Origin of the sequence: Pseudoalteromonas sp. SWYJZ98, from assembly GCF_015864495.1 — a bacterium.
GTDB classification, from domain to species: Bacteria; Pseudomonadota; Gammaproteobacteria; order Enterobacterales; family Alteromonadaceae; genus Pseudoalteromonas; species Pseudoalteromonas distincta.
Genome location: NZ_JADYXA010000005.1, coordinates 18,503 through 44,967 on the forward strand (window position 1 = coordinate 18,503; position 26,465 = coordinate 44,967).

The window sequence follows — 26,465 nt, forward strand, 5'->3', positions numbered from 1 at the left end:
TAAATAAATAAATAAAGGCTTGTTATACAAGCCTTTATTTATTTTGTTACTTCGTACTGCGTAACTTTACCATTTAATTTAGTAAGCTCTTTGAGCTGGGGGAGCTGCTTTTGTAATTCACTTTTATCAAGCGAAGGACCAACAAATACTTTGGTTAATGCCCCATTTGGGGTTTTAATCGGTTTAGTAAACGTTTTAAACCCTTCAGCCTTTAATTTAGCCTGTAATGCTTTAACGTTTGCAACATGTGAAAAACTACCTAATTGAATAACATAGGCCATACTCGTTAGGTTTTCATCACTTTTACGTGGTGCAATTGGCTCTGGCTTAGCTTGAACAGGTGCTTTTGTAATTGGTGTAGCTTTGGGTTCTATAGTTGCTTCAACAACTTTATCTTCCACAGCGTAATCACTCTCATCCTTCGCGCTTTGCTGCTCAAAAGCTTCATCGTCAGCTTGAATGTCTTCAATTTCATCTTGCTTTAGTGGCTCAGCATTAGCCATATTTTCATCAATTGACTCTTGAAGATCGATTGTTTTGAACTCAGGGCGGTCTGGGATCGCTTTAAAGCCTTCTTTATAATGCACTTTTTCGCCATCGAGTATATTAGGGATAAACACAATTGCTGCGATCACCACTATACTTGTTCCGACTAAGCGATTAATAAAACTTGAGTTCACCGACATCCTCTCTATTTTTTAAAGTAATTAATAGCGCCAGCAACTGTAAAAAATGAACCAAATATAATCAACATAGTATCACTTTGTTGTTCTGGTAAAATTACATTCAGTGCCTGTGCCACACTATCATAGCTATTAATAGTATTATGATGAGACAATTCCTGCAGTGCATTTTGTAAATTACTTGCAGTGTCGCCTCGCGGGCCACTTAAGCTCGCTAATGACCACTCATCGACCAAGTGACTTACTTCTTTAAGTACACCCGTTTTATCTTTATCAGCAAGCATAGCGGCTAATGCATGAATTTTAAAGCCTTTATCTTTATAGCTTGATAACTTATTGGCTAAATAACGCGCCGACTCAGGGTTGTGTGCTACATCGGTAAAGACTAAAGGCTCAATACTTAACTGTTGAAATCGCCCTTCGACAACTAAATTAGCTAAACAACTTCGTATAACTTGCTCACTTGGTAATAAGTTTAAAACACTGAGCGTGGTTAATGCGGTTGCTGCATTTTGACACGGTATTGCTGGCTTATCTATTTCAAGATTATGTTCTTTATATTGCCAATTAAAGCTCTCAGCATTTTCTTTAAAAATAAAGTCACTGCCCGACAACGTCATATTGGCATTAATTTCTTTGCCGTAATCAGTCATTGTGTGAGGAATATTTAAATCCCCTATAATAGCGGGAGTATTTTCACGAAAAATACCGGCTTTATCATAAGCCACTAACTCACGGGTATCACCTAAGTACTCTTTATGGTCTAAGTCTATAGTCGTGATCACGCTTGCAAAGGGAGTGACTATATTTGTGGCGTCAAAGCGCCCACCTAAACCAACCTCGAGTAATACATAATCGACGTTACAGCGTTTAAAAATTGCCAACGCACCCAAAGTACCATATTCAAAATAAGTCAGAGGAGTGTCTTTACGGCCTTGCTCAAGCTGGTGAAAAGCATCTATATGAAATTGGTCTGCCAATTCTTCCCCATTAACTCGTACACGCTCGTTATAACGAATTAAATGTGGAGATGCGTAAGTACCCACATTGAAACCTTGCGCTAGCAATAGCGACTCTAAGCAGCGTGCTGTGGTGCCCTTACCGTTTGTACCGGCAATAAGAATAATTTTACTTGGAGTGTTTAACAGGCCAATATTGTTAGCAACATTAGCAACTCGTTCTAAGCCCATAGCAATGTTAGCTGGGTGAACACTTTCTAAATAAAAAAGCCAATCATCAAGGCTTGATGATTGGCTAGGAGTTTTTTTTGTCATAGCGTGTAATCAGTAAAGCTGAAATTTACGCTACTCTATGCTCTTGTTCCGTAGAAGGCAAGTTCATAAATTTAGCTAAAATGCGTGCAAGGGTATCGCGCATTTCACGGCGGTCAATAATCATGTCAATTGCACCGTGTTCAAGCAAAAATTCACTACGCTGAAAGCCTTCAGGTAATGTTTCGCGAACAGTTTGCTCAATAACACGAGGACCCGCAAAACCAATTAATGCTTTAGGTTCCGCAACGTTAATATCGCCCAGCATAGCAAGTGATGCAGATACACCACCCATAGTTGGGTCAGTCATGACTGAAATAAACGGAAGACCTTTTTCAGTCATTTTTGCAAGTGCAGCACTTGTTTTAGCCATTTGCATAAGCGACATAAGCGCTTCTTGCATGCGTGCACCGCCTGATGCAGAAAAACAAATAAGCGGCATGTTATGCTCTAAACATTGATCAACAGCATCAACAAAGCGAGCGCCAACAACAGAAGCCATTGAACCACCCATAAACGAGAACTCAAATGCTACTGCTGCAACTGGAATACCTTTTAATCGGCCTTTCATAGCTACAAGTGCATCTTTTTCACCACTTGCTTTTTGGGCTGCACTGATACGATCAGAGTATTTTTTAGAATCTTTAAACTTAAGAATGTCTTTAGGCTCATGTTGTGTGCCAAGCTCTTGACGGTCACCTTCATCTAAAAAGTGCTCCAGGCGCTTACGGCCACTAACACGCATATGATGGTTACACTTAGGACATACGTTTAATGACTTTTCTAATTCAGCTTTATATAAAATTGAATCACACGATGTGCACTTAGCCCAAATACCTTCTGGGATTTCTTTACGACCTGATGATTTTGTCGTTTTAGGTAAGATTTTTTCTAGCCAACTCATTTGCAACTCTCTTAATGCTGTTCTGTGTCGCGAGCCTGCCAATAGCAATTAGCAGACAAATTTTTTCAATTAAAACATGAATTACACTAACGCGGTATAAAAAACTGGTCTTAGTAGTTAAAAGTGTTCATAAAAAGCACTAACGACAACCATAACTAAATTTCAGCGTCAGGTAAAAACAATGGACCTAAAGGCATTTTAGGAATATTAAACTCTTCAGGATAATCGACATCAACCAAGTATAAACCTGCAGCTTTAGCTGTAGCACTTGCTTTAGCACGCTCTTTACAATCAAGTAATTCTTTCAACCAAATAGGCTGTTGCTTATGTATGCCAATATCCATCAAGCTCCCCGTTATATTACGTACCATGTGATGTAAGAACGCATTCGCCTTAATATCAATAATAACGTAACACCCTTGGCGCTGTACCGATAAATGATGAATAGTACGAGTCGGTGTATTCGCTTGACAATGGATCGCTCGAAAAGATGTAAAATCGTGTGTCCCGATCAAATACTGACAGGCTTCCTGCATTTTAACTTCATCTAATGGGTGATGAAAATGCGTAACCCCTTCGCTTAACACTGCTCCTCGAAAAGGAGAGTTATAAATAATATAGCGGTATCGGCGAGCGGTTGCACTAAAACGAGCATGAAAATCGACAGCAACTGGTTGTGCAAAGCGAATAGCAATATCTTTAGGCAATAAGGTATTCATACCCATTGTAAATGCGACCATGTCACGCGAAGCTTCAGTTTCAAAATGTATTATTTGACCTGTACCGTGCACACCCGCATCAGTTCGCCCCGCACATACTACTTCAACTGGGTGATTACAAATACGCGACAATGCCTTTTCTACTTCTTGTTGTACGCTATTTACATGTGATTGACGTTGCCACCCACTATAGCGTACGCCGTTGTATTCAACTCCAAGTGCTACTCGCATAATTACTGCTTTACCTACTGTGCTAATGAACACGGCATTTTATGCTATCTCTCGACGCAATAAAAGGAGGTGTGCAGTAATACCCTTTTTATTAAAAACATGATCATTTTAATGAATCAAATAACTTAATAATCACGATGTGAATTATTCTTTTATAACAATTACATACTATAAAATTCGCTTCATTAATACGTTGCTTTTCCTTGTTATAATTAAACTAACTTCCATAAAAAAACCCTTAATTAGAATGACCAATTAAGGGTTTTTTAAAACAATTTGTTATTTTAGTTTCGCTTTTAAACTAAGTGCCTCTTCTTGAACTTCTTCAGGGCCTTTGTTGATGACATCCTCAATGACCTTGAGCGCAGAATCAAAATCATCAATTTCAATATAAGCACGCGCTAAATCTAGTTTAGCTGAATAGCCACCACTTTCAGCATCAACATCGGTTGGGTTATCACCAGCAAGTAATGCATCAAACTCACTCAAACCGACATCCATATTAACGTCGGTGTAAGGTTCGTGTTCAAGTTCAGCCTCTTCACTTTCTTCTAATAATGAATCTATATCTACAAATTCATCATTATCAAGTTGCTCAATATCACTACTTTCAACAAGTGGCTCTTTTGTAGTTAATGAGTCATCTTCCTCTAAGTCTTCTTTTAGCAAGCTGTCAAAGTCGACATCAAATTCACTGCTATCCTCAGCACTTAATCCTTCAGGCTCCGCTAACTCACTAAGTAATGAATCAAAATCAGTTTGCGTCAAATTTGACATAAACTCTTCATCAAGTTCATCGTCAGAGCTAATATCAGTGCTACCTGCTTCATCTGAGTTTGTTAACTGTGCTTCGCGCTCTGCATTTGTTTGCTCTTGCTGCTCGTCTGATAACTCATCAGGTAGCGCTTGCTCTAAAGTATCTTCGTCAAACTCAACATCTAAGTCAGAAAAATCGTCTTCAATTAAAATTTCATCATCAAAATCGTCTTCTAAACTATCTAAATCATTATTTTCAGAAAGCGCATTTGATAAGTCCTGCTCAGCTTGGCTGGAAGCGACTCCCTGCGCCTCACCGTCTAAATCATCACCTTGTAATTCTTCGGGGGTAAATGGCAACTCACTTTCTAGTGTTTCTTGAACTTCATCAAGGTTAAGAGGTTTAGTATCCTCTTCTATACTAACTGGTTCAACAGAATCAATTCCGTCATTAATTTCTTGCAGTAAATCATCATCAAACGACTCGTCTTCAACCTTAGCTTCTGATTCAGAGAAGTCATTATCAATTAATAGTTCATCATCAAAATCATCTTCTAAGCTATCTAAGTTAGCATTTTCAGAAAGCGCATTTGCGAGATCTTTCTCTGTTTGACTAAGTGCTACTGCATTTTCTTCACGCGGTGCATTTTCTTTAGGTTCTTGCTGCTCAAACGAAGGTTCATTCTCCAATAATGAATGATCATCGTCTAATTCAAGTTCAGGATATTCATCTAACTCTTCACTTGGCGTTATAAGATCGCTATCAAGCTGCTCTTCAATTTTGGTAAGATCTGAGTCATCGTCGCCCGCTAACGGATCGTCACCAAGATCTACTTCTATTTCTTCAAGATCGTCGTCAAGCTCATCTAAAGACCAATCTGGTGTTTCTATATAGTCATCATCCGTCGCTTGTTGTAGCTCATTTAAAAGCTCATCAACGCTCTTTAAAGTATCATCTGTATATTCTTCAAGCGCATCTTCAGGATCAAGAAGCGACTCTGATGTATCTGAAAAATCATCAACCGTTACATCTATAAGTTCAGGTTCTTCTGCAAGTTCAGGCTCATCGTCAAGCTCGGGCTCTTCTTCAAACTCAGGTTCCTCTGCAAACTCAGGTTCCTCTGCAAGCTCAGGCTCATTGTAAAGCTCAGGCTCTTCTTCAAGCTCGGGCTCTTCTGCGAGTTCAGGCTCATCGTCAAGCTCTGGTTCTTCTACAAGCTCAGGTTCTTCTACAAGCTCAGGCTCATCGTCAAGCTCAGGCTCTTCTTCAAGCGCAGGCTCATCGTAAAGCTCAGGTTCTTCTATAAGCTCAGGCTCATCGTCAAGCTCGGGCTCTTCTTCAAGCTCAGGCTCTTCTGCGAGTTCAGGCTCATCGTAAAGCGCAGGCTCTTCTACAAGCTTAGGCTCTTCTTCAAGCTCAGGCTCATCGTCAAGTTCAGGTTCTTCTATAAGCTCAGGCTCTTCTTCAAGCTCAGGTTCTTCTGCGAGTTCAGGCTCATCGTCAAGCTCGGGCTCTTCATTTAATGATGAAGCAAGCGACTCAATATCATCAACATTTAATTCTTCTTGAGCATCTGCTAAATCCTCAACTGAGTCTGCCAATGCATTATCAATTTCTGAATCTCTTACATCTGAATTTTTTACTTCATCATCAATTAGGTTATCTATATCGTCTAAATCAAAGCCATCACTTTGTTCAACTAATGAATCATTTGCAGCATCAACTGCTGCCTCATCAATTAGGTTATCAATGTCGTCTAAATCAAAGTCGTCACTTTCCTCAACTAATGAATCATTTGCAGTATCAACTGCTGCCTCATCAATTAAGCTATCTATGTCGTCTAAATCAAAGTCGTCACTTTCCTCAACTAAAGAGTCATTTGCAGTATCAACCGCAGTCTCATCAATTAAGCTATCTATGTCGTCTAAATCAAAGTCGTCACTTTCCTCAACTAATGAATCATTTGCAGTATCAACTACTGCTTCATCAATTAAGCTATCTATATCGTCTAAATCAAAGTCGTCACTTTCCTCAACTAATGAGTCATCTGCAGTATCAACTGCAGCCTCATCAATTAAGCTATCTATGTCGTCTAAATCAAAGTCGTCGCTTGTATCAAGTTCAGCTGTAGTGTTATTTGAGGTATCTAATTCTGTTGATGTTTGATCTAATAATTCATCTATATCAAAATTATCTTCATCTGCAAGCTCTTCACTTAAAGCCGCCATTTCATCATGAGATTCTAAGCTGTCATCCTCTAAAGCTTCGCTTGTTTGCGGTGCATCAAACTCAGGTAGACTATCGTCTTCATCAAACAAGCTATCTAAATCGTCATTAGTTAGGATTTCGTCATTGTTAATTGAGTCATCAGATAAGTCTAAATCTATATCTTCAGCGTTTTCATCTGAAGGTTGATCAAACCCTTGCTGCATAAAAATATCGAGCTCATCATCGTCATCGGTATTTTCATCATCAAAAACAATGTCATCGCTTAGCAAGCTTTCGAGCTCATCCTGATCAAGTAAATTTTCGTCGCCAGAAAAATCATCTAAGCCGTCGTCTAAATCATCATTAGGCAACATATCACTTTCGAGACTATCATCTAATTGAACACTCAAGTCATCTAAAGGGTCAGGTACAATTGGATCGTCATTTAAGCTTGGGCCTAAATCATCATCGCCAGTATAAGTTGGGGTTTGTGGTAAAAAGTCATCATCGTTTTGCGGCTCTTCTTGATTACTTGCTCGTTTGCGTAAAAACATAACGATTGCAAAAATAATCAGTAACCCAGGAATAAACATTAACAAGCCCAGTACTATGGGGTTTGAAAATAATGAGCCAAAATCAAATGACTCTTTTGGTATTACTTCTTGTTTTTTTTGTTGGGCAATAATCTCGTTTTGTTTAACGATGAGTTCTTTTAACTGATTTTGAATTTCGCTGTCTTGTCCTAATTGCAAACGTAAGTTTTCGAGCTCTTTAGATATTCCTGATAACTGTTTTTTAAGATTATTATTTTCAACTAAAATCTCTTCTACATTACTAACTGAGCTTTTAAACTGTTGTTGTAACTCAACAAGCTTAGTACCTTGCTCTGTTTTTATTTCATTTAATTCTTTCTGTATCTCTTTTTTAGCATCGTCTACATCAATTTTACGCGCTTGAGTTACTTTTGTTTGCGCTGAGTTAATTTCGCTTTGTGTAAGCGTGCCATTTTTTTTCTTTTCCCATAATGCATCATCTTGCTCAGAGCGTTGCTTTGCGAGCTGCGTATTTACAGCTTTTATTTCGGCTAAGGTAGGGATTTTTAAATAGGTACCATTTTGAATGTGGTTAAGATTTTGTTCTAAAAATGAATCGGGATTTTTGTTATACAAAGCCTGCATAACTTGATAAATACTGACAGAATTGTCTGGGCGCACTTTAGCCGCTATACGCCAAAGCGTATCAGTTGGTTTAATTGGCCCAATTGATCGCCCTTGCGCACCATAGTCAACGCCTTTAGGCCCCTTTAATTGGGTACTGTCCTGAGAGTAAACTGGCGTTACTATCAATGCAGACGCTAATATAATAAGTGTAGCTAAACCGCGCATGCTGATCCTTTAATATTTAAATATTAATAAAACACCTAAAACTTAAGTGCATAAATATTGTTTATTATTGCTATTATCAGCCAAATGACTGACTCGCATTTATTATTACAATCTATTTTTATTGCAAGCTCTATTCCAATTACAAACTATAAACCAGTTAGAGCGTAATATCCATCGCAACACCTTGAAAATAAATGCCTTAAAACATCTTTATAAATATTAATTTATTGAGTGTTATCAATCAGTTTTTGTATTTTTAAAATTAAACGGCAAAAATTTGACAAGCCATATAAACAAAAAGCGGCAAACAACTACTGTTTACCGCTTCAAAAGCATGTTTAGCGCAATTAACTATTACATGTAATTGGCAATAAGCTCTTCTGCAATTTGAATGCTATTAGTTGCAGCACCTTTACGAGTGTTGTCACTTACAACCCACATGTTTAATCCATGAGGATGAGAAATATCAGCACGTAATCGACCTATATACACAGTATCGTTACCACTAGCGTCAGACACTGCTGTTGGGTAGTCACCTTCATCATCAATTAGCTCGACACCAGGCGCGTCTTTTAAAAGTTGTTTAACGTGTTCAAAGTCATAAGGCATGCGCGTTTCAATATTAATTGATTCTGAGTGCCCAAAAAATACGGGAACACGTACACACGTTGGGTTCACTGCAATAGTGGTATCACCCAAAATTTTATGAGTTTCGTTTACCATTTTCATTTCTTCGCGCGTATAGCCATTATCTTCAAAGCTATCAATTTGAGGAATAACGTTAAATGCAATTTGCTTTGGAAATACTTTATTATCCATAGGGCGTGCATTCATCAAATTAGCTGTTTGCTTTGCAAGTTCATCAACCGCGTCTTTACCTGCACCCGATACAGCTTGGTAAGTAGATACATTAATACGGTCTATTCCGTAAGCATCATAAATTGGTTTAAGTGCTAACATCATCTGAATAGTTGAACAGTTAGGGTTAGCAATAATATTACGATTTCTAAAATCAGCTAGGCTTGAAGCATTAACTTCTGGCACCACGAGTGGTATTTCAAAATCATTTCTAAAGTGCGATGTATTATCGATTACAATACAGCCGGCTTCAGCAGCAATAGGAGCATATTTTTCAGATACACTGCCACCAGCAGAAAACAAACCTATATGCGCTTGGCTAAAGTCAAAGCCTTCAACGTCAAGTACTTCAATGGTCTCACCACGAAACTTTATATCTTCACCTGCGCTGCGGCTGCTAGCAAGTAAAAAAAGCTGATCAACAGGAAACTTACGATCTGCTAGCGTTTCAATGATTTGACGGCCTACTAAACCAGTAGCGCCAAGTACGGCAACGTTATATTTTTGCGACATATTTCTTCCTCTATAAACGACATTAAAACAACATCGTTAGTTAAATAATTATTCAGCTATGCTAAAGCCAAGCTGGCTAAGTGCTGCTAATTGTGGGCTATCACCTTGTAGAAATAAGGTGCTAAATTCTCGCCTTATAGGATAGTTTTTACGTAAACTATCAAAGCCGTCGCTCTCTAGACGACGAAGTAATATTCCGTCATCGCGGCGAACGTCATAAATTAAATGCACTAAACGGGCAATATCTTGCTCATTAAGGCTTTGCGTAACAGTTGCATTTGTAACGGCTGGTGTTGGTAAAAAATCATCCAACGATTTAATCGCCTCAACACCTTTGAGCTGACACAGTTTTTGATACAACATTTGTGTACCACGAGCTTTCCCCTCAAGTGTATGCCCTGCAATATGCACACTAGCGTAACGAACATGCTCTAGTAATTCAGTTAAAATATTGGGTTCTTTCTCCCATACATCAAGTACTAAATCTAAATCAGCCCCAGCTTCCATTACCTCAAGTAATGCTTGGTTATCAATTACATCGCCACGGCTTGCATTAATTAGCGTGGTTCCTGGCTTAAGTGCCTTTAAACGCTCTTTACCCATCATGTGCAGTGTTTTATGCTCGCCACTTTTAACAAGGGGAACGTGAAAAGTAACAACATCTGACTGCGCTAATAACTCATCAAGCGCTACATGCTCTTGTAATAAGCCTTGTTCGTGCTTAATCGGATCGCACAGCAGTACAACTACGTTTAATGCTTTTAATTTTTGCGCCAAACATGTACCAATGTTGCCCATCCCTACAATACCAATTGTTTGACCACACAATGGACGCGCATTTTCTTGGCTTAATGCAAATAAGCTACTAATTACATATTCAGCTACAGCAACCGCATTACAACCAGGTGCACTTGTAAAAGCAATATTTCTATCATGCAGTAATTGCGTATCAATATGGTCAATGCCGATTGTGGCAGTACCTACAAAGCTCAACTTGTCAGCTTGTACCAAAAGTTCATGATTAACATTTGTCACCGAACGAGTAAGAAGAACATCTACATCTATTAATTGTTCAGGCGTTAATTTACGACCATCAAAACGCTCAACCTCACCAAAGTCTGCAAAGTACTGCTCAACTAAAGGCATATTTTGATCGGCAAGAATTTTCATTACAGAGTCCGTTTGGCAATTAAGAGGCGCCATTGTAGCGAACAACCTAGCCTTTACACAAACTAAAAAGGCGCATTTTAGTTAATACAAACACTCAAAAATGGGGATGTGGATTGTTTTAAATCAGCAATTAAAATTAGGAATTTAAACGATGCAAATAATAACCTTACTATTGAATACACAAAGGCCGAATCACAGCATGATTCGGCCTTTATTATGCAAAATAAACTTCAATTACATTATATTTTATTTACTTGATTTTAGTTTATAGCTCAAAGTCTTTTTTGAATTTCAAACCAAATTCACTTCGATCATTACTACGCATTACGCCAACAAAACCTGATTGTTGTAGACGACCAACATCGTAAACTTCGTTTAGAACGTTTTCACCATACAGTGTAACTTCCATATCGCCATATGGATTAGTGTAGGAAATATTAAAACCAACTAGTTCACGTGAATCTATTGTCTCACTTTGGTTATAAACTGATTGCCCTTGCATGTCGCTTCGGTACGAATAGTTAGCATTAAATGCAAGTGTTGCGCCGCTCTCTAAATCCATAAAGTAAGAAGGTGCAACCATGACAGTCCAGCGTGGTGTAAGTGCTGGTGAATCGCCTTTACCTATACCTTGTACACCCTCAGCCACTTCTGTTATTTCAGAATCTAAATAACCAACTGCACTGCGAATAGTAAAGTCATCAGTAATAGCGACGGTTGTTTCAAGCTCAATACCTTGTGCTTTAGACTGACCCGCATTTTCTACAATTGTTACGAAACCGCCACCTGCTGTTGGGTCTGAAAACGGTAATGCTAAATCAGTGTAATCAGTCACAAATACCGCAAGCATCATAGATACATTTTCGTGTACTTGGCCTTTTAGACCCATTTCATAGTTAACCGCTTTCGTTTCGTCAAATGATACAAACTGGTCTGGCCCTCCAAATGGGCGCGGTGGAAAACCACCTGTTTGGTAGCCTTTTTGAATTTGGCCATACACATTCATATTATTACTAAGCTGATAAGATGCATTTACATCCCAGGTAACTGCATCAAAATCTGCACTTACATACTTACGAGTAGGAAATGATGGGAATATAGCATTTGCATCTTTTTCATCTTTTGAATAACGAAGACCACCACCAACGGTTAAATCGTCAGTTAAATCATAGCTTGCATTAAAGTAGGCTGCGTAAGAATTAGTTTCTTGGTTAATTTCAAAATCGCCGTAACCACCAAATGATTCTGTTACTCCGTCATTCAATAAGCCATTGGGTGTATTAAATGGGCTGAATACAAATGGGCCTGAACGTGTAAAGCCATCTTCATTAAAAAAGTAAAGGCCTGACACAAAGTCCATATTATCAAATGTTGCATTTAGTTGAATTTCAAACGAGTACTGATCAGCTCCGCCCTCTTCTGGAAACTCAGATAAGTTTAAAGGTGATGCATCGTCATCTAGGCCACCTTCATACTCAGATGTACGGTAGCTTGAGATAAACTTAGTAGTATAAGTATCGTTAATTGCCCAATCAGCCGAGAACGATGTGCCCCAACCTGAGTAAGAAGTTGATTCAATACCTGCAACGGTTGTGCCTAAATCATCAGACCACATAATTATAATGCCGGTTTAGCGCCAAATGAGTCTGAGGTCAGATACAAAGATTCTAAAACTGTGGCCAAATTTTATTGACCACTACATTCACTTCACCTATGAAAAAAATGATGATAAACATGATTCGTCACGTTTTAATACACTTGAATCAATTCCTTTATTAAATACTACAGTGAACTTTGCCCTAGAGAGCATGCGTGCAGAGAGTAACGTATACACAATTGGCGCACGTTATGACTTCCACCCTTCAGCTGCATTTAAAATTGACTTTAGTCGATTTGATGATGACATCACTGACACTGAAACGGATGTAGTAGCCGTTGGTGTTGATTTAGTATTTTAATTGGAGCGGAATATGAAAAAATTAATCCTAGCTAGTGCGCTTTCATTATGTTCTTTCGGTGCTTTGGCTGAAGTTGCAGTAATTGTAAATCCTGGTAATGCAAATGCACTCGATGCAGAGACTATTAAGAAAATTCACTTAGGAAAGGCCAAGTCGTTTGATAACGGCAATAAGGTCAACCCAGCAACTCAAAACGGTACCGCTATTGCTGATGAATTCAATTCTAAAGTGGTAGGTAAATCGAGCAGCCAATTAAATGCCTATTGGTCAAAACTTGTTTTTACAGGTAAAGGGACACCGCCTGAAAAGTTTGACTCAGCTCAAGCTGTCATTGACTTTGTTGCCGCTAATGGTGATTCAATCGGCTATATAGATAGCAGTAGAGCAACTGATAAAGTTAAAGTGATTGCTACCTTTTAATTGCTATTATTAAATTAAAAAAACCACCTAATCGGTGGTTTTTTTATAACTAAACTTTAATAACAATTCGCTCAATTAAGTAAGATATTTTGAGGGAGAAAAACTGTTCAATAGCAAGGCAAAAATTTCTTATTTAGTATTCTAAATAAGAAATTTTAACGTGGCTAGCGTCTGACCTGCCCTCTCAAAATGAATAAGCATTACTGCGAATTGGTGCAGTTACATTACTCAATTTTAAATTTAGCCGTGGCATCTAATAGGTTATCTGAAAGGTAATGAAGGTTTTTAGCTACATCCCTCACAGCTGTTAGCGAGTCCATTGTATCTTCAAATGATACGTGCATGTTTGTCACGTTTTCTACAACCATAGCAGCAACTGATGTTTGCTCTTCTGTGGCAGCAGCAATTTGTGAGTTCATTCCATTTATTTCTAACATTTGCTCTGCAATTTTCTCTATAGAAATACCTGTTTTTTCTGCTGCAGTTGCATTATCTGTAGCCATATCTCTTGCAGTCGTCATTGCAGTAACTGATTCGTTAGCCGCTTCAGTTAAAGTAGTCAACAGCTCTCTAATCTCATTTGTAGAGTGAGCAGTTCGCGATGCAAGCTCTCTAACTTCATCAGCAACAACAGCAAAGCCTCGGCCATGCTCACCAGCACGGGCAGCCTCAATGGCAGCATTAAGTGCAAGTAAATTTGTTTGCTCCGCTATTGATGTAATAACATTTAATATTTGCGACACATTTTTTGTATCGTCTGCTAATTTATTTATAGTTGTAGCAGCGTGATTAATCTCATCACTTAACGTACGAGAAGCGGTTACTGATGTTTGTACTTGAGTTCGACTTTGCTCAACTTCTTTCTCAGCCGTTTGCGCTGCATGAGAAGCACTTGCAGCTGATTGAGAGATATCTCCTACACTCTGTTTCATCTCTTCCATCGATTGCTTTACAATCTCAGCATCAGTGGTTTATTTAGTCGTTGCACGCTCCGCTTGTTCCATCCCCTGCACTAAGCGAGTAGAGTTTTCCATTAACGGTTCGCAAACCGCGATAATTTCTAACACCGTTTTTTTCAATATGCCAATAAAAGAGTTGAAGTTTATAGATACTTGACCTATTTCATCTTCAGAGTTAACTGTCAATTTAGTGCTTAGCGAGCCTTTACCGCTTGCTAATAAGCTTAAATTATTTGCCGCATCACTTGCCGAAGAAGCAATTCGCTTAGCTATCCAAATAGCCATAAAGAGCAATAAAATAAGCGATACAATAGAAACAACTAACATTAACGTAAGGGCGTAATCAGAGCGGTCCTTTGTGCTTGCAACAAGTTCAAAAAAACGATCGTCAGCTTTGACTTGTGCTGCCTTAAACTTTTCTAGGACATCGTTATAAAGCGCTGTTTTCCTCTGTGCTTGTTGTTGAATTTTACTAAAATCTGCTGTTCCATTTACCATGCCATTTGCGATAGTCGCTGATATTTTTTCGTAATTTGCGAGCTGCTCTTTAGTGTCACTGTGAATGTAAGAGGCATTTATTTTTTCTATCGCAATAATATTCAATTCAAGTTGCTTGTATGTGTCAGATGCTTTCTCGACTAAATCTTGCTCACCAAATGTTACGGCTTGGGTGTAAAGTTCGTCCAGCTTCTCTAAAATACCAACATTAGCTGATGTTAACTTAACAACTTTGTAGGATGATTTTTCCATTTCATCAAGTGCAATTCTATTATCATTCATAGCAAAATAGTTGATCAGAACAATCACTAAAAATGCAACGACAGCAATACTCGTAATCGCATGTATTTTTTTACTTATGCTGAGATTTTGAAAAGAGAAGCCTGAAGCCATTGTGAATAGCTTATTTTATTGTCTAAATCTATTATCGGCTTATTACTCATAAGTGTTAACTAAATTTGTAATATTTCTAGTTTTTTTTACAAATAATTCAAAATTCTACATAACTAATTGCCCTTTAAAAAAGAAAGTACAAATAACATTCAATTTAAATTGCAGGCACAAAAAAACCAGTAACATTTCTGTTACTGGTTTCTAAATTTGGTGCGGATGGGGGGACTTGAACCCCCACGCCCGAAAGCACCACCCCCTCAAGGTGGCGTGTCTACCAATTCCACCACATCCGCATTTTTAAGCTCTCGCTTATTTGTTAAACATATGATTTATTTGAGGAGTATAAATCGTTTAACGATAACATTACGCTAAATTAGTTCGGTACGTCAGAGCTTTGCTCTTTCGTAGATGTTACCGGAACATCTTCTTCAACAGGAACTACAGTTTCCACTGCAGGAGCTGCTTCTAGGTTTTCCCACTCGTCAGTCTTTTTAATTTGACCTGCAGTTAGGTTACCTAGCACAATGCTTAAAACAAAAAATACTGTTGCTAAGCTTGTGGTTGTTTTTGTCATAAAGTTACCAGCACCTGACGAACCAAAAACCGTGCCTGATGCACCAGCGCCAAATGAAGAACCCATATCTGCGCCTTTACCTTGTTGAATTAAAACCATTCCAACTAGAGCTAAAGCCACAACTAAATAAACTACTAATAAAATTTCGTACATCTTATACAGTCCCTTTTGCACTGTTACAGATTGCAGAAAAAGATTCTGCTTTTAGACTTGCGCCGCCAATTAAGCCGCCATCTATATCTGTTTGTGCAAATAATAATTCGCTATTTTTTTCATTAACGCTACCACCATATAAGATGGTAAGCCCTTGTGCTAAAGTGCTATCAAGTGCAGCAATTTTATCACGGATAAATTTATGAACAGTTTGTGCCTGCTCTGGCGATGCAGTCTTACCTGTGCCTATGGCCCAAACGGGCTCGTATGCTATCACAGAATCTTTCAGTGCTGCTACACCTAACTTTTCAATTACTGCATCAATTTGTGCAGCAACTACTTGTTCGGTTTGACCGTTTTCTTGCTCACTTTCACTTTCGCCAACACATAAAATTGGTGTTAACCCAACTTCTTGTGCTCTAGCAAACTTTTCAGCGACAGTTTCATTACTTTCGTTATAAATACTGCGGCGTTCAGAGTGACCAACGAGTACGTAAGTTGCACCTAAATCTTTTAGAAGCTGTCCGTCTACTTCACCGGTAAACGCACCAGGTGTATTTTCAGAAACAGTTTGAGCGCCTGTAGAAACACCACTAGCTATCATCGCTGGTACAAGTGGGAATGGAGGAAATAAAACAATGTCCATCTCTTGTGATTTTACATCGTTAATAGCATCAGACATTTGTTTAACTAGGTCTAACGAACCATTCATTTTCCAGTTGCCTGCGACCATCGCCTTGCGTATTGCCATTTTCCACTCCACATTAGAAAGCGGGCGAGATATTAACTTTTCTCGCCCAAAGTTACAAGAGGTTATTGTTATTAATCAGTCTGTTTGCTCATAGATTCTACAACAGCTGCAATTTTTTGAGCGCTGTCTATTACAATTTTTTCTTGCTCGGCTTCAACCATAACACGAACCACAGGTTCAGTACCTGATTTGCGCAGTAAAACTCGGCCTTTGTCGCCTAAAGCAAGCTCAACTTCTGCTACAGCTGAAAGTACCTCTGGCGCTTTTGTCGGATCTGTTCCAGCGGTATAGCGCACGTTAATCATTTTCATTGGATATTTAGTAAAACCAGCACCCAAATCTTGTAGTGTACGGTTTTGTGCAACCATAGCTGCAAGTACTTGCAAACTTGATATAATGCCATCACCCGTGCTAATTAAATCTAAATTTAATACATGGCCTGAGCTTTCACCGCCAATTTTCCAGCCTTTTTGCTGTAGTAATTCCATTACATAGCGATCACCCACTTTACTGCGAGCAAACTCGATACCTTTTGCTTTCAAAGCATTTTCAAGGCCCATGTTAGACATAACAGTGCCGACTACACCACCGCCCAGCATGTGATCTTCGGCAGCTTGGCAAGCAATAATATAAACTAAATCGTCACCATCAAATACACGACCATTATGATCAACCATCATTACACGATCGCCATCACCATCGTATGCAATACCTACATCGGCTTTAAGTTCAAGTACTTTACGTTTAAGGGTATCTACGTGAGTAGCGCCACATTCATGGTTGATATTAACGCCGTTAGGCTCGCATGCATGTGTTATTACTTCTGCGCCAAGTTCGCGCATGACAGAAGGAGCTATATGGTATGTAGCACCATTTGCGCAATCGACAACAATTTTAAGACCTTCTAAAGACAAACCTTGGGGAAACTGGCTCTTACAAAACTCTATATAACGGCCGTCTGCACTAACTAAACGCGAAGCTTTACCTAGTTTATCTGAAGCAACACAGGTCATTTGCTCATCAAGCATCGCTTCAATTTGAAGCTCTACTGCATCATCAAGCTTTAAGCCTTGACCATTGAAAAACTTAATACCGTTATCGTAATACGGATTATGTGAGGCACTAATTACAATACCTGCCTCAGCACGAAATGTTTGCGCTAAATACGCAACTGCAGGTGTCGGCATTGGACCCAGTAATACAACATCAATACCAGCGGCAATTAAACCAGCCTCAAGTGCAGTTTCAAGCATGTAGCCCGAAATACGCGTATCTTTACCTATAATGACTTTTTTAGTACCACTTTGCGATAATACACGCCCAGCAGCCCAACCCAACTTCATTGCAAACTCAGGGTTTATAGGCGCTGTACCTACTAAACCACGTACGCCGTCAGTGCCAAAATATTTTCTTTCTTTCATTATGCAATTCCTTTCTCGCAGGCTTGATATACACCAAGTACATCTGCTGTTTCTTTAACGTCATGTACACGAATAATTTTTGCGCCATTTTGCGCTGCGATTAGCGCACCTGCTAAGCTGCCCGCTAATCGCTCATTTGTTTCTCTATTTAATAGATTACCTATCATCGACTTACGAGATAATCCGGCCAATAATGGCAAACCTAACTTGTTAAAATCATCAAACTTAGCCAATATTTGATAGTTATGGCTAAGTGTTTTTCCAAATCCAAAACCAGGGTCTAGAATAAGTCGCTCAAACTTAATCCCTGCTGTTTCACATGCTTTAATACGTTCACTAAAAAACATATTTATATCTGCAAACAGATTGTCGTAATGAGGTGCGCACTGCATGCTGCGGGGTTGCCCTTGCATATGCATTAAACAAATTGCTACATCTTCATACTGCGCAACCGTTTCTAAGGCGTTTATTTCTTGTAGAGCTCTTACATCATTGACTATATCTGCCCCAGCGAGTATTGCTTGCTCCATAACTTGCGCTTTACTAGTATCAATTGAAATAACGCAATCACTGTACTCACGTATCGCTTTAATAGCAGGAATTACTCGGGCAAGTTCATCTTTTAAACTCACATCTGGCGCGCCGGGGCGGGTAGATTCTCCCCCTATATCTAAAATTTGCGCACCGTCATCTAATAATTGCATTGCGCGCTTTAGCGCTATTTTAGGGTCTAAAAACTGCCCGCCGTCAGAAAATGAGTCTGGCGTTACATTCAATATTCCCATAATAACAGGCTTTTCAATATTGAGCGTACGTCCTCTGGGAAGCTTTAATATATTAGTCATTGCCAACCTTTATTCTTTTTCTAAATAGCTGATACAAAAAAGCCCCGAAATTCGGGGCTTTCATTACTATTTTAACGATTATTCAGCTTTATCATCAAGGTTTGTTTCATCTTTTTTCGATGAATCATCCGCTTTTTGACTTTCATCAAGCACTGGCTCTTGCTCTTTTACCGGCTTAGCTTCATGGCGGTCATGAGCATCGCGCGGCTCACGCACTGGTTGGCGTGCCATTAAATCATCAATTTGCTTAGCGTCGATTGTTTCGTATTTCATTAACGCGTCTTTCATTGAGTGAAGAATATCAATATTTTCTTTTAATATTTCTTCTGCTCTTTGGTAGTTACGATCTGAAAACAAGCGTACTTCAGCATCAATTACTTTAGCAGTATCATCCGACATACTAGATGCACGGCTTCCGCCACCACCCATATACATCTCGTTTTGATCTTCAGCGTAAAGCAATGGACCTAGCTTTTCACTTAAACCCCAATGTGTAACCATTTTACGTGCAATATCAGTTGCGCGCTCAATATCGTTACTTGCACCCGTTGTTACTTTGTCAGCACCATAAATAAGCGCTTCAGCAATACGGCCACCATAAAGGCTTGAAATCATTGATTCTAAAAGTTCTTTTGAATGACTAACACGGTCTTGTTCAGGCAAGTACATTGTTACACCTAGCGCACGGCCACGTGGAATAATAGATACTTTGTAAACTGGATCATGTTCAGGAACCATACGGCCCACAATTGCGTGGCCTGCTTCGTGATATGCTGTCATTTCTTTTTCTTGCTCGCTCATCACCATGGTTTTGCGCTCTGCGCCCATCATGATTTTATCTTTAGCAGCGTCAAATTCAGCCATACTTACAACACGTTTATTACCACGTGCAGCATAAAGTGCAGCTTCGTTTACTAAGTTCGCTAAATCAGCGCCAGAAAAACCTGGTGTTCCACGTGCTATAAGAGCCGCTTCTACGTTATCGCCTAATGGCACTTTACGCATGTGTACTTTAAGTATTTGCTCACGACCACGTATATCAGGTAAACCTACTTCTACTTGACGGTCAAAACGACCTGGACGAAGTAATGCAGGGTCTAGAACATCTGGTCGGTTAGTTGCCGCAATAACGATAATACCTTCGTTACCACCAAAACCATCCATTTCTACTAGCATTTGGTTGAGTGTTTGCTCACGTTCATCGTTACCGCCGCCCATACCTGCGCCACGTTTACGACCAACCGCATCAATCTCATCTATAAAGATAATACAAGGTGCCGCTTTTTTAGCTTGTTCAAACATATCACGTACACGTGACGCACCAACACCGACAAACATTTCAACAAAATCTGAACCAGAAATTGTAAAAAACGGTACTTTCGCTTCACCCGCAACAGCCTTTGCAAGTAAAGTTTTACCAGTACCAGGAGGACCAACCATTAGTACGCCCTTAGGAATACTACCGCCAAGCTTTTGAAACTTAGAAGGGTCACGTAAAAAGTCTACCAATTCGGTAACATCTTCTTTCGCTTCATCACAACCAGCAACATCTGCAAACGTGGTTTTAATTTGATCTTCGCTCATTAAACGGGCTTTACTCTTACCAAATGACATAGCGCCTTTACCGCCACCGCCTTGCATTTGACGCATGAAGAATATCCATACACCTATAAGCAGTATCATCGGGAACCAAGAAATAAATATACTTGCTAAGAATGATTGTTCTTCAGGTTGTACCCCCTTCACATTTACATCATTTTTAAGTAAATCATTTATTAAGTCTTCATCGTACATTGGCATCGTTGTTTGAAAACGCTCACCACTGCTCTTAGTACCAGTAATATTTCCTGTACCGCGGTCGATAATAACTTCTTGTAAAGAGCCACTGCGGACATCTTTAACAAATTGAGTGTAACTTGTTTGACGATCAACTTGCTCGCCACCATTAAAGCTCTGAAAGACTGACATCAGCACAACTGCAATCACCAGCCATAGTATTAAATTTTTCGCCATATCGCTCAAGGGGTTAACCTCTTGTATCCAATTAATTTAAATTCAACTAAACGCCAAGCAACTGTACTACAGTTTGTATCCAGTCGCTACTATATATACTTCCCGAGAACGGGCACGTGAGGCATCAGGTTTGCGTATTTTCACTGCTTTAAAACTATTACGTACATCTTGCAAGTATTGATCAAAGCCTTCACCTTGGAAAACCTTAACAATAAATGCGCCATTTTTCTTTAGTACTTGACTACACATATCCAGCGCAAGTTCTACCAAATACATACTACCCGCTTGATCTACTGAGTTATTACCACTCATATTTGGTGCCATGTCAGAGAGTACCACATCAACATTTTTACCATCAATACGTTTTAGCAACGCATTTAACACAGCTTCTTCACGAAAGTCACCTTGTAAAAAGTCAACACCCGCAAGTGAGTCCATAGGTAATATGTCACAGGCAATTACTTGACCTTTGTCACCTACTTTTTCTGCCAAATACTGTGACCAGCTTCCTGGAGCTGCTCCTAAATCAACAACGGTCATACCAGGGCGAAGTAACTTATCTCTATTTTGTACTTCATCTAATTTAAAAACCGCTCGTGAACGCCAGCCTTTTTTTTGCGCTTCTTGAACATATTTATCATCAAAATGTTCTTTCAGCCATCGCTGTGAACTGGCTGACTGTTTTTTATTTGTCATAAATTAACACGCAACTAATTAGTAATATTCTCTAGATGGCGTTAGAATACCCTTAATTCAAGCCATATTCAGCAAAATTTGTATAAACATGACATTATCAAACAAACAAAAGCAGTTTTTAAAAGGTCAGGCACATAGCCTCAAGCCTGTAGTTTTACTAGGTTCTAACGGTTTAACCGAAGGCGTAGTAGTCGAAATTCAAAGTGCATTAGAAATTCACGAATTAATCAAAGTTAAAGTTCCAACTGATGATCGTGAAACAAAAGCACTTATTTTTGAAGCAATCGTACGTGAAACTGGTGCGACTAAGCTACAAACGATAGGTCACACTATTGTGCTTTATCGTCAAAGTGTTGAGAAAAAAATACATTTACCACGTAATTAATTAATCCTATTTAAAGGATTTAGCACGTTTAAATTAAAAAATCAGCTTAATGCTGGTTTTTTGTTATATAACACTTTTTAATTTAAAAGCTCATTGTATGGTGCGTTACATCATAATCAGTGCCATTACTTCTGGGCTTATTATGCAATATAAAATACTGAGTAAATTGTGTCTCACTCATAGCTGGCACTTTTTCATTGGAGAGTAGTTCAGCCAGTTGCGGCGTAGTATTACTGTGCCCAATAACAACAACTACACCCTTTAGTTTGAGTAACTCATTTTTTAAATCACCTAGCTCACCTGCGTTATACACATTTAATTTGGTATTAAAATGTGCCTGCAAAGGTGCGGCTGTCTGCAACGTGCGTTTATAGTTGCTGCTAAAAAGATGTATATTTTGATGTTCTTTAAACAAAGTAACTAAATTATTTGCACGTGCCTTCCCCTCTTCTGAGAGCGCTGGGTTTTTCCCCGTTAACTTTTCGCTATGACGAAACAAATATACCTCATCAGGTGCGGCAAATGCCAAACTACAATTAAATGACAAGGCTAAAAAAGTGATTGCTAATATTATTTTATTCATATTTTTTCACCTCGTTTGTATTCTAATAGCCTGTCGATAAATTCAGTTGTTAATTCATTTATTACGCCGGTTTCAGCATTAACGATTAAACTAAAACCAACATTTAAGTGGGGAAACACAACCACATCGCTTCTATATCCTTGCACCCAGCCACTATGATAGTAAAGCGTTTCATCAGCGTAATTATAAACCCGCCAACCTAGTCCGTAATAAGCCTCATTAAGGTGTTTTTTCCACACCCTGCGATGCATTTCTTTTTTTGTATGTGTATAAGGACGCGTTTGCTTTGCGAGAGTATCCAATGACAAAACATCAGGGTATTGCCCTAGCTGGGCTTTTAACCAAATGGCCATGTCACTTGCACTTGCGTTTACACCCGCTGCAGGTCCCACTTTATAATAATTTTTTTTAAGCTTAGCGCTATACCAACGTTTTGTACCGCGCACGTGTGGTAATGCGTAATTTTCATCCTGAATCATAGATTCAAAACCTAAGCTGGCATCACTCATTTTTAAAGGCTCAAAAATAGCTTCTCGTAACCACTGTCCGTAACTTTTACTACTGCTTTGCAATATTACATCACCGATGAGGCTAAACATTACGTTTTGATAGCCATAGCACTCACCTGGTTTACAAATAGGTTTAACGCTAAGTAATTTTTCGACAATTCCGGGGTAATCCATACGAGACTCAATTAAATTATCGTATGCATTAGGCACTAACCCGCTTGAATGGCTTAAAAGATGAAACACCTTTAAATCATCTTGATAAACAGTCCCTTTAAAATCAGTTATGTATTCGCTAACAGCTTTGTCTAGTTCAAGTAAGCCATCACTGGCTAATTTAGCTGATAACGAGCCTGCAAATGTTTTAGAAACAGACGCGAGCCTAAACCGAGTATGCTTATTAACTTTTTTCCCGTTGCGTGCTTTAGTAACACCCATAGTGTGGATATAATCAGAGTTGTTTGCATTTACAATCGAAAGCGCTGCACCGGGTATACCTTTACTTTTTAATTTTTTTTGTGCGTAACGGCCGTACTTTTTTACAAATGCATCCCAATCAGGATCTGCTTTTGCTGCAAAACTCACAGAGCTAAACAACAAACACAAAGCAGGTAGGCTATACAATAAAGATTTGAGATACTTCATTTTTATAAAATTTATCTTTTTAACTACATCTATGTAGATAATATCATGAAGTTTTGTTTGGACTAACGTACAATACGACGATTATTTGGTTTTTAGTGAGTGTTTAGTACTTATGCGTTTTTTCGTTGTGTCACTTTTTGTTATATTATCAACTGGTTGTACTCTTACAAAGCAGCCGGCCGAACCACTGGCTATGCCATTAAAGCCAACATTAAAAAGCCAGACCTACCAGCTTGAGTACACCACAGGGCACTCATCACCAAAAGTTAAATCCGTTCAACTTCCTGCACATAAGGTAATTAGAAACCAAACAGTAAAAATTATTACCGATAAGGCAAGTGTAACCGATAAACTTTTATCACAAATTAGCCAAGCACTTAACGATAAACAGCTAAAAGTAACCACTAAAAATAACAGCGACTATACACTAACTATTCAGCAACTTGATTTAACCTTCACTGACGATGTTAAGTACGCAATAAAGCAACCTGAGAACCCTTTTACATTATATTCAGATATTGCTCAGCAATACCCAACTCAGGAATGTGCTGCAATATTTGCACAAGTAAGTATGCGCCTCACACACAAAGCATCGGGTGATGTTGTTTGGTTTGCTAAATCTTCTATTGATAGTGCTAGTTTTCATCGTGAGCCACTAGTTTATAGTTTCACCGAAGAGCAAAAAATAACTAATGAGCTTGAGGTTGTCGCTTTTGTCCATCAGCAAAATACTGATGAAGCCCGCATGGAAAGACTTGGAAAAGACATTCAAATTCCTCAGTACAAAACGTTGTCAAAATTATCAAGCCTTACTAAGCTTAGTGGTCCGTGTAACAGAACAGAAGTAAGCGCATTAACGCCTATGATGCAGTTCTACTTAAGCAGTATATTAATCGATAAAATTAAAGTTCAGTAAATTTATACTTACTACATTTTTTTACAGATTAAAGGGACGAATTAACAATATACTACGCTTAATAACAAATAATAATTAGGCCCTTAGGGATGAGAAACACTTTGCTTAACCATACTTTAGCGAGCATAACATTGCTTTTTTGCTTTATTTTTAGCACCACAAGTATGGCAAGTAACCGCTATTATGCCGATAACACGTTAGAGCCAACCCAAGGCTTTGCGTGGGATTGGAGTGCTGGTGCGGGCTTTTATATTGAAGATTCCTACCTAATCGGTATCGAATCTTACGATAAAGGCGTTGAGCTTGATTTAAGTCTTGCTGTTTCTTACGATAAATTTTATCTTGATTTTGATCACAATCAACTCAGCGGTGGTCTTGTAATTGGTTACAGTCTTATAGATAAATTTGATTGGGGCTTAGATATACTTGGCACAAATACTCAAGCCGGGTTTGACGAAAAAGGCCTCGGGTTTTATAACCACGGTGTTATAAAAGAGCTTCAAGGTATTAAGAAACGTAATTACGATTTTGATGTTGGTCTTAGGCTCACCCGCCGATTTGAAAACTCACAATTCTCCTTTGAATACCTTCATGACGTATCTGGTGCTCATAATGGCTGGGTTATAAATAGCTTTTTTAGCCACATTTTGCCATGGCGAAACTGGGAGTTTAGATCTGGTGTTGGTTTAAGCGCCTACTCTGCCGATTTTACCAATTATTACTTTGGCATTGATAACGATGAAGCCACCAGCCTTCGCCCGATTTATAGCAGCAATGCCAGTACGAGTATTATCTTTGAGTTCCATGCTGAATATCCAATAAGCCAAGATTGGGTGTTTTTATCCGGTTGGCTCACTACATGGTTTTCAAAAGAAATTGACGACAGCCCCATTATTTCCCAAGGATATCAGCATAAAGCCAAGGTAGGCCTACGTTATGTATTTTAGATGGATTTGGGTATTACTGATCTTTCCCAGTACCTTTACTGTTAAAGCGCAGGAGCCCCCTGAAGCACTCATAGCACTACCCGACACTTGTGTTGCACTGCGCGAAGGGCGTAATTGCTATGCCGATGTCACACTTACGTGGGAGCAACCTATCATTGGTAATTACTGCCTACGCGATGCAACTTCAAAGTACATTATGCAATGTTGGCTAAAGCAACAAAGTGGTACTTTTAATTATGCTTTTGACTCACAGCAAAGTATTTCATTTGAACTATTTGATAGCAATACATCCAAAGTCATCAGTACAGCAGAAGTAAAACTACAATGGGTTTATCAAAACAGACAAAAAAAACGCCGCTGGCGACTATTTTAATACCAATCGCATTAGGGATATTTTATGGATAACTACGGGACTATTTTACTTGTTGAAGACGATGCATCACTAGCGCAATGGGTTGCTGAATATTTAACAGAGCAAGGCTATACAACGCATGTTTGTCATCGTGGTGACGAAGTTGTTAGCCAGGTCAAAACGTTAAATCCAAATATTGTACTCCTTGATATTATGCTCCCGGGGCAAGATGGTATCAGCGTATGTAGAGAGCTTCGTAGCTTTTATAATTCGCCTATTATAATGCTCACCGCACGCGATGAAGAGATGGATGAAGTTATTGGTTTAGAAGTTGGCGCAAGCGACTACATAATGAAACCGGTGCGTCCACGTGCATTGCTAGCGCGAATAAAAGCAGCACTGCGTCAAAACAATGAGCCAAATAAGCCACAGGTTAGCCAAAGCGTTATTCAAGTTGGTACGCTTAGTATTAATACCGAATCAAGAAATGTGACCCTTAACGAGCAAGATGTAAACATATCAAGCGCCGAATATCTATTATTGCACTACCTTGCAAGTAATGCAGGTCAAGTTGTCTCACGCGATGCCGTATTTAAAGCGACGAAAGGTAGAGAGTACGACGGGCTTGATAGAAGTGTTGATGTACTTATTTCTGCACTTCGTAAAAAATTTAATGATGACCCACAAAACCCTGAAAAAATTAAAACCATTTGGGGCCGTGGCTATTTACTTGTTTCTACCGCGTGGTAAT

Annotated in this window: 21 protein-coding genes, 1 tRNA gene and 3 pseudogenes; 7 read left to right on the forward strand and 18 right to left on the reverse strand. The window is 38.9% G+C overall.

Translation table 11 applies throughout. The features are described from left to right. Window positions 1–38: 38 nt before the first annotated feature. From I6F10_RS05440 to I6F10_RS05475, 8 genes and pseudogenes are all read right to left on the reverse strand, one after another. The gene (locus tag I6F10_RS05440; protein ID WP_165742690.1) at window positions 39–680 is read right to left on the reverse strand and encodes an SPOR domain-containing protein; all 642 of its coding nucleotides are present in this window, start codon (window positions 678–680) and stop codon (window positions 39–41) included. An 11-nt stretch (window positions 681–691) separates the two neighbouring features. Further along, window positions 692–1,957, reverse strand: coding sequence for a bifunctional tetrahydrofolate synthase/dihydrofolate synthase (gene folC, locus I6F10_RS05445; protein ID WP_182682347.1), 1,266 nt, complete (start codon window positions 1,955–1,957; stop codon window positions 692–694). Window positions 1,958–1,982: 25 nt separating this feature from the next. Next, window positions 1,983–2,858 carry an acetyl-CoA carboxylase, carboxyltransferase subunit beta gene (accD, locus tag I6F10_RS05450; protein ID WP_024606166.1) on the reverse strand — a complete coding sequence of 292 codons (876 nt, stop codon included), beginning with the start codon at window positions 2,856–2,858 and terminating at the stop codon, window positions 1,983–1,985. A 155-nt stretch (window positions 2,859–3,013) separates the two neighbouring features. Further along, window positions 3,014–3,808, reverse strand: a complete 795-nt coding sequence (gene truA, locus I6F10_RS05455; protein ID WP_002958360.1) for a tRNA pseudouridine(38-40) synthase TruA — start codon at window positions 3,806–3,808, stop codon at window positions 3,014–3,016. A 279-nt stretch (window positions 3,809–4,087) separates the two neighbouring features. After that, window positions 4,088–8,158 (reverse strand): FimV/HubP family polar landmark protein, encoded by a 4,071-nt coding sequence (locus I6F10_RS05460; protein WP_197098568.1) that lies wholly within the window; start codon window positions 8,156–8,158, stop codon window positions 4,088–4,090. A gap of 354 nt (window positions 8,159–8,512) precedes the next feature. Next, window positions 8,513–9,529: an aspartate-semialdehyde dehydrogenase gene (locus tag I6F10_RS05465; protein WP_024594855.1), complete on the reverse strand. Its 1,017-nt coding sequence runs from the start codon at window positions 9,527–9,529 to the stop codon at window positions 8,513–8,515. 48 nt (window positions 9,530–9,577) lie between these two features. After that, on the reverse strand, window positions 9,578–10,699 hold the full coding sequence (locus I6F10_RS05470) for a 4-phosphoerythronate dehydrogenase (RefSeq protein ID WP_197098569.1): 1,122 nt from the start codon (window positions 10,697–10,699) through the stop codon (window positions 9,578–9,580). Between the two features lie 265 nt (window positions 10,700–10,964). Next, window positions 10,965–12,305, reverse strand: a pseudogene (locus I6F10_RS05475) (TonB-dependent receptor); the annotation flags it as partial. A gap of 94 nt (window positions 12,306–12,399) precedes the next feature. Here I6F10_RS05475 and I6F10_RS05480 point away from each other — a divergent pair. Further along, window positions 12,400–12,657, forward strand: a pseudogene (locus I6F10_RS05480) (hypothetical protein); the annotation flags it as partial. 12 nt (window positions 12,658–12,669) lie between these two features. After that, window positions 12,670–13,077, forward strand: coding sequence for a phosphate ABC transporter substrate-binding protein (locus I6F10_RS05485; protein WP_197098570.1), 408 nt, complete (start codon window positions 12,670–12,672; stop codon window positions 13,075–13,077). A 224-nt stretch (window positions 13,078–13,301) separates the two neighbouring features. Here the strand turns inward: I6F10_RS05485 and I6F10_RS05490 are convergent. The 8 genes and pseudogenes from I6F10_RS05490 to rlmE form a co-directional block, all read right to left on the reverse strand. Further along, window positions 13,302–14,927, reverse strand: a pseudogene (locus I6F10_RS05490) (methyl-accepting chemotaxis protein). Between the two features lie 208 nt (window positions 14,928–15,135). Next, window positions 15,136–15,220 (reverse strand) — tRNA-Leu (locus tag I6F10_RS05495). An 80-nt stretch (window positions 15,221–15,300) separates the two neighbouring features. Next, on the reverse strand, window positions 15,301–15,654 hold the full coding sequence (secG, locus tag I6F10_RS05500; RefSeq protein WP_002962769.1) for a preprotein translocase subunit SecG: 354 nt from the start codon (window positions 15,652–15,654) through the stop codon (window positions 15,301–15,303). A 1-nt stretch (window position 15,655) separates the two neighbouring features. Continuing rightward, on the reverse strand, window positions 15,656–16,405 hold the full coding sequence (gene tpiA, locus I6F10_RS05505; RefSeq protein ID WP_197098571.1) for a triose-phosphate isomerase: 750 nt from the start codon (window positions 16,403–16,405) through the stop codon (window positions 15,656–15,658). A gap of 71 nt (window positions 16,406–16,476) precedes the next feature. Next, the gene (gene glmM, locus I6F10_RS05510; protein WP_197098572.1) at window positions 16,477–17,826 is read right to left on the reverse strand and encodes a phosphoglucosamine mutase; all 1,350 of its coding nucleotides are present in this window, start codon (window positions 17,824–17,826) and stop codon (window positions 16,477–16,479) included. After that, window positions 17,826–18,671, reverse strand: a complete 846-nt coding sequence (gene folP / locus I6F10_RS05515) for a dihydropteroate synthase (protein WP_197098573.1) — start codon at window positions 18,669–18,671, stop codon at window positions 17,826–17,828. Before folP ends, glmM begins: the two co-directional genes overlap by 1 nt. A gap of 78 nt (window positions 18,672–18,749) precedes the next feature. Beyond that, window positions 18,750–20,684, reverse strand: coding sequence for an ATP-dependent zinc metalloprotease FtsH (gene ftsH, locus I6F10_RS05520; RefSeq protein ID WP_138488736.1), 1,935 nt, complete (start codon window positions 20,682–20,684; stop codon window positions 18,750–18,752). A gap of 66 nt (window positions 20,685–20,750) precedes the next feature. After that, window positions 20,751–21,380, reverse strand: a complete 630-nt coding sequence (gene rlmE, locus I6F10_RS05525) for a 23S rRNA (uridine(2552)-2'-O)-methyltransferase RlmE (RefSeq protein ID WP_002963155.1) — start codon at window positions 21,378–21,380, stop codon at window positions 20,751–20,753. An 88-nt stretch (window positions 21,381–21,468) separates the two neighbouring features. Between rlmE and yhbY the strand changes: the two genes are divergently transcribed. Beyond that, entirely contained in the window at window positions 21,469–21,765 is a 297-nt protein-coding gene (gene yhbY / locus I6F10_RS05530; protein ID WP_002963153.1) for a ribosome assembly RNA-binding protein YhbY, read from the forward strand. A gap of 82 nt (window positions 21,766–21,847) precedes the next feature. On the opposite strand, the gene I6F10_RS05535 is transcribed toward yhbY, so the two are convergent. After that, on the reverse strand, window positions 21,848–22,348 hold the full coding sequence (locus I6F10_RS05535) for a SixA phosphatase family protein (RefSeq protein ID WP_002963152.1): 501 nt from the start codon (window positions 22,346–22,348) through the stop codon (window positions 21,848–21,850). Beyond that, complete coding sequence (locus tag I6F10_RS05540; RefSeq protein WP_197098574.1) at window positions 22,345–23,499, reverse strand: serine hydrolase domain-containing protein; 1,155 nt, start codon at window positions 23,497–23,499, stop codon at window positions 22,345–22,347. Before I6F10_RS05540 ends, I6F10_RS05535 begins: the two co-directional genes overlap by 4 nt. Before the next feature lie 112 nt (window positions 23,500–23,611). Here I6F10_RS05540 and I6F10_RS05545 point away from each other — a divergent pair, with 112 nt between their 5' ends. From I6F10_RS05545 to I6F10_RS05560, 4 genes are all read left to right on the forward strand, one after another. Beyond that, window positions 23,612–24,415 carry a hypothetical protein gene (locus I6F10_RS05545; protein WP_188085382.1) on the forward strand — a complete coding sequence of 268 codons (804 nt, stop codon included), beginning with the start codon at window positions 23,612–23,614 and terminating at the stop codon, window positions 24,413–24,415. 164 nt (window positions 24,416–24,579) lie between these two features. Next, window positions 24,580–25,362: a MipA/OmpV family protein gene (locus tag I6F10_RS05550; protein ID WP_231619887.1), complete on the forward strand. Its 783-nt coding sequence runs from the start codon at window positions 24,580–24,582 to the stop codon at window positions 25,360–25,362. Further along, window positions 25,352–25,735 (forward strand): DUF3019 domain-containing protein, encoded by a 384-nt coding sequence (locus I6F10_RS05555; protein ID WP_149591801.1) that lies wholly within the window; start codon window positions 25,352–25,354, stop codon window positions 25,733–25,735. The genes I6F10_RS05550 and I6F10_RS05555 overlap by 11 nt, the downstream gene beginning before the upstream one ends. 24 nt (window positions 25,736–25,759) lie before the next feature. Then, window positions 25,760–26,464: a response regulator transcription factor gene (locus I6F10_RS05560; protein WP_165742699.1), complete on the forward strand. Its 705-nt coding sequence runs from the start codon at window positions 25,760–25,762 to the stop codon at window positions 26,462–26,464. The last annotated feature ends 1 nt before the right edge of the window (window position 26,465 follow it).

Excerpts from the sequence above, each read along its gene's own strand:
- secG (WP_002962769.1), bottom strand. The coding sequence starts at position 15,654 with ATGTACGAAATTTTATTAGTAGTTTATTTAGTTGTGGCTTTAGCTCTA.
- tpiA (WP_197098571.1), bottom strand. The coding sequence starts at position 16,405 with ATGGCAATACGCAAGGCGATGGTCGCAGGCAACTGGAAAATGAATGGT.
- I6F10_RS05485 (WP_197098570.1), top strand. The coding sequence starts at position 12,670 with ATGAAAAAATTAATCCTAGCTAGTGCGCTTTCATTATGTTCTTTCGGT.
- glmM (WP_197098572.1), bottom strand. The coding sequence starts at position 17,826 with ATGAAAGAAAGAAAATATTTTGGCACTGACGGCGTACGTGGTTTAGTA.
- I6F10_RS05555 (WP_149591801.1), top strand. The coding sequence starts at position 25,352 with ATGTATTTTAGATGGATTTGGGTATTACTGATCTTTCCCAGTACCTTT.
- truA (WP_002958360.1), bottom strand. The coding sequence starts at position 3,808 with ATGCGAGTAGCACTTGGAGTTGAATACAACGGCGTACGCTATAGTGGG.
- rlmE (WP_002963155.1), bottom strand. The coding sequence starts at position 21,380 with ATGACAAATAAAAAACAGTCAGCCAGTTCACAGCGATGGCTGAAAGAA.
- I6F10_RS05560 (WP_165742699.1), top strand. The coding sequence starts at position 25,760 with ATGGATAACTACGGGACTATTTTACTTGTTGAAGACGATGCATCACTA.
- folP (WP_197098573.1), bottom strand. The coding sequence starts at position 18,671 with ATGACTAATATATTAAAGCTTCCCAGAGGACGTACGCTCAATATTGAA.
- I6F10_RS05460 (WP_197098568.1), bottom strand. The coding sequence starts at position 8,158 with ATGCGCGGTTTAGCTACACTTATTATATTAGCGTCTGCATTGATAGTA.
- accD (WP_024606166.1), bottom strand. The coding sequence starts at position 2,858 with ATGAGTTGGCTAGAAAAAATCTTACCTAAAACGACAAAATCATCAGGT.
- I6F10_RS05550 (WP_231619887.1), top strand. The coding sequence starts at position 24,580 with ATGGCAAGTAACCGCTATTATGCCGATAACACGTTAGAGCCAACCCAA.
- folC (WP_182682347.1), bottom strand. The coding sequence starts at position 1,957 with ATGACAAAAAAAACTCCTAGCCAATCATCAAGCCTTGATGATTGGCTT.
- I6F10_RS05540 (WP_197098574.1), bottom strand. The coding sequence starts at position 23,499 with ATGAAGTATCTCAAATCTTTATTGTATAGCCTACCTGCTTTGTGTTTG.
- yhbY (WP_002963153.1), top strand. The coding sequence starts at position 21,469 with ATGACATTATCAAACAAACAAAAGCAGTTTTTAAAAGGTCAGGCACAT.
- ftsH (WP_138488736.1), bottom strand. The coding sequence starts at position 20,684 with ATGGCGAAAAATTTAATACTATGGCTGGTGATTGCAGTTGTGCTGATG.
- I6F10_RS05470 (WP_197098569.1), bottom strand. The coding sequence starts at position 10,699 with ATGAAAATTCTTGCCGATCAAAATATGCCTTTAGTTGAGCAGTACTTT.
- I6F10_RS05545 (WP_188085382.1), top strand. The coding sequence starts at position 23,612 with ATGCGTTTTTTCGTTGTGTCACTTTTTGTTATATTATCAACTGGTTGT.
- I6F10_RS05465 (WP_024594855.1), bottom strand. The coding sequence starts at position 9,529 with ATGTCGCAAAAATATAACGTTGCCGTACTTGGCGCTACTGGTTTAGTA.
- I6F10_RS05535 (WP_002963152.1), bottom strand. The coding sequence starts at position 22,348 with ATGAATAAAATAATATTAGCAATCACTTTTTTAGCCTTGTCATTTAAT.